The organism is Eggerthella sp. (assembly GCF_048329335.1).
In the GTDB taxonomy this organism is placed as follows: Bacteria; Actinomycetota; Coriobacteriia; order Coriobacteriales; family Eggerthellaceae; genus Eggerthella; species Eggerthella lenta.
In genome coordinates this window covers 1-2,417 of sequence record NZ_DBFEGU010000067.1, presented here as the reverse complement: position 1 = coordinate 2,417, position 2,417 = coordinate 1, and the positions used below count along the sequence as shown (strand labels likewise).

Here is a 2,417-nt window from a genome sequence, read left to right as displayed (position 1 = left end):
GGCGGGTGCGAGGCCGATCCTCGTGTGCCAGCGGCGGCGCGAGAACTCGCCGTCGAGCTCATCGGCCTCGACCGCCCATGCCGCTCCTTGCGCGCCGGATAGGCCGAGAAAGCGGACGGCCTTGGCGGCGTCGGGCTCGTCGGCGGCCGTCCAGCCCGCAGGCACCGCGATGTCCGCGGCGCCCTCCGGTACGTCCAGACCCTTGGCGTGCAGCCAGCCCATGACGATCTCCTTCACGGCCTCGGCCGCGTCCGCGCCGTCGGCCGCTGCGACCTCGAAGCGCGCGCGGTAGTGCGGTGTCTCTCCCGATATGGTCCTCAGTGCGGGAGCCAGGGCGGGAGACGCGGGGCGCTGGACTGGGACGGCGGCAGGTTCGGGCAGCCGTGCGGCCTGCATTCCCCGGCCCCTCAGCACCCTTCAAATGGCCTCCTTGAACGGGGCCTCCATAACTTCGTAGACGGTATCGGGCGACGTCACCTTCGCGACCTGCTCCAGGGCGCGCATCATGTCGTTCGCGTCGCCCTCGTTGCGGAATACCATCACCGGGGCCGTCCCCAGATCGCCCGTGCACATGAGCGTGTAGCACTTGGCCGGCTCCGTCTCCGGAGCCTTTGTCCCCGCGGCCGCCGTCTTCTGCCCGTCCGTTTTCGATACCTTCTGCATTTCCGTCTCTTCCTTCCCCATATCCTGTGACTGTCGCGCGGCATCGGCCTCCGATGCCGCCTTTCGCGCCTGGCGCCTCTTCGCCTTCCTGTCGCGGCGTTCCATCGCACGGCGCTCCTCGCGGTTTAACGGGCGCCTCGCAGTCCCCATACCGTCATCGATGCTGCCCTCGCAGGCTTCCCTGGCCCCATCCTCAGCGAGGTCGAGGCCTTCCGCCTCCATCCACGAATCGAACTTCGCGACCGCCTCGCCTTGCGTACAGCGGTACGTTCTGATCATGAACTTGGCGTTGGGCATACGGACATGCCCCTCATAGCAGCTGTCCTCCAGCTTCCACAGCCCGGCGCGGTAGCGGTCGCCCTTTATCAGCTTACGAGTCGACATGGATCGCCCCTTTCATCACCGGAGCGCCATGTCCTGCGGCGACCATGGGGGCGCCGCAGGACGGGCAACGCGTGCACACCGATACGGTCACGCGTGCGCCGCATCGCCCGCAGGTGTAGGAATACAGGGCGCGGTCTCCGCGCTCCGTGCGCTCCGGGGACGCCATCAGCGAGACCGGGGCAATCAGGTCGGCCAGGCGCATCGCCGCGATTTGGTAGGAAGATCGATCCGACCACCCCTTGATATCCAGGGCAGCGAGGATGCGAGCGGTGAAGCTGTCGGCATCCAGCGTGTCGGTGGCGCGCGCCTGGCGGCGGAGGCCGGCGAGACAGCCTAGCTCGCCGCACGTCATCCCGTCGGCGTCCGGCATCGCCTCGCGGGCCGCCGCGAGCCTCACAACCGCGTGCAAGCAGCCCAGATAGCCCAGACGCCCGGCGACGTCCACGGCATCGCACACCTCCTCGGCGAAACCCGCACAGTCCATGTGGTGGAAGCGGGCCGCGACGGCCTGGAGTCGCAGGGCGGTGCGGACGCGCCCGGCATCGGCATCCATCTAGGCCTCCTTCTTGCCGAGATCCGCGATATAGGGCGCGACGCGGTAGCCCTGGGCGCTGTACTCGAATGCTGTCATTTCCGTTTTCCCTTCTATTCGATGGCGTTCCGACCGGCCTAGCGGTCCTTGCGCAGATGCTCCTCGAGCAGCGAGCGCATGAGATCGCTCGCACTGCGGTAGCCCTCGCGGCGGTGCTCCACCAGGTACTCCTTGAGCTGCCAGTAGAGGTCGTCGGGGACGATCACGCTCAGGCGGTGCGTCGGACCCTCAGAGGCCGCCGCCTTTTTCTCAGCTGCCGGCTCGGAGTCGGGGTTCACGACCTTCTCGACGATCGTCTCCTGGCGCTCGACCATCTCCTTGGAGGTGTCCGTGAAAAAGCTGTTGATGGCGGAGTCCGCCTTCTTAGTCCTCGCCATTACAGCATCGCCTCCACTTTGTCCAGAATCCCCTCGATCGCGTCCGCCGCGCGGCCGCCCGGCTGCACCTCGGACACCGGTCGGTTGAACGACGCGCCGCGCTTGAACGCCTCGGCGGTCGGCACGCAGCCCAGGATGGGCAGGTCGTCGGCGGTGAGGAAGTCGGTAAAGCTTCGGTCGATGATTCGCTTGTCGGAATAGCGGTTCACGATCAGGCCGATCTCGAGCTCGGGGTTGACGCCTGTGATGAGCTGGATCGTGCGCTTCATCGCGCGAAGGCCGCGCTGGCTGGGCTCGACGGGGACGATCGCGATGTCGGCGCCTTCCACGCAGCCGCCGAGCTTGTCGTTCAGATAGCCCGGGGTGTCGACGACGGTGACGGCCTTCTCGCCCTCGACGGT

The 2,417-nt window shown here is 67.4% G+C and carries 5 protein-coding genes; all 5 read right to left on the bottom strand.

Going from position 1 to position 2,417, the window contains the following annotated elements:
• Positions 1-222 (bottom strand): hypothetical protein (locus ACMO6A_RS02120; protein ID WP_418470713.1); only part of this gene is annotated, 222 nt, incomplete at its 3' end.
• Positions 223-417: 195 nt separating this feature from the next.
• Positions 418-1,047 carry a hypothetical protein gene (locus ACMO6A_RS02115; protein WP_418470712.1) on the bottom strand — a complete coding sequence of 210 codons (630 nt, stop codon included), beginning with the start codon at positions 1,045-1,047 and terminating at the stop codon, positions 418-420.
• Positions 1,034-1,600 carry a hypothetical protein gene (locus ACMO6A_RS02110; protein WP_418470711.1) on the bottom strand — a complete coding sequence of 189 codons (567 nt, stop codon included), beginning with the start codon at positions 1,598-1,600 and terminating at the stop codon, positions 1,034-1,036. Before ACMO6A_RS02110 ends, ACMO6A_RS02115 begins: the two co-directional genes overlap by 14 nt.
• Positions 1,601-1,716: 116 nt before the next feature.
• The gene (locus tag ACMO6A_RS02105; RefSeq protein WP_015760199.1) at positions 1,717-2,016 is read right to left on the bottom strand and encodes a hypothetical protein; all 300 of its coding nucleotides are present in this window, start codon (positions 2,014-2,016) and stop codon (positions 1,717-1,719) included.
• On the bottom strand, positions 2,016-2,417 hold a 402-nt coding region (locus tag ACMO6A_RS02100; protein ID WP_418470710.1), incomplete at its 5' end, for a chromosome partitioning protein ParF. The genes ACMO6A_RS02100 and ACMO6A_RS02105, both read right to left, overlap by 1 nt.

Bases quoted from the DNA above. Each gene is read 5' to 3' on its own strand.
- ACMO6A_RS02115 (WP_418470712.1), bottom strand. From the start codon at position 1,047: ATGTCGACTCGTAAGCTGATAAAGGGCGACCGCTACCGCGCCGGGCTG.
- ACMO6A_RS02105 (WP_015760199.1), bottom strand. From the start codon at position 2,016: ATGGCGAGGACTAAGAAGGCGGACTCCGCCATCAACAGCTTTTTCACG.
- ACMO6A_RS02110 (WP_418470711.1), bottom strand. From the start codon at position 1,600: ATGGATGCCGATGCCGGGCGCGTCCGCACCGCCCTGCGACTCCAGGCC.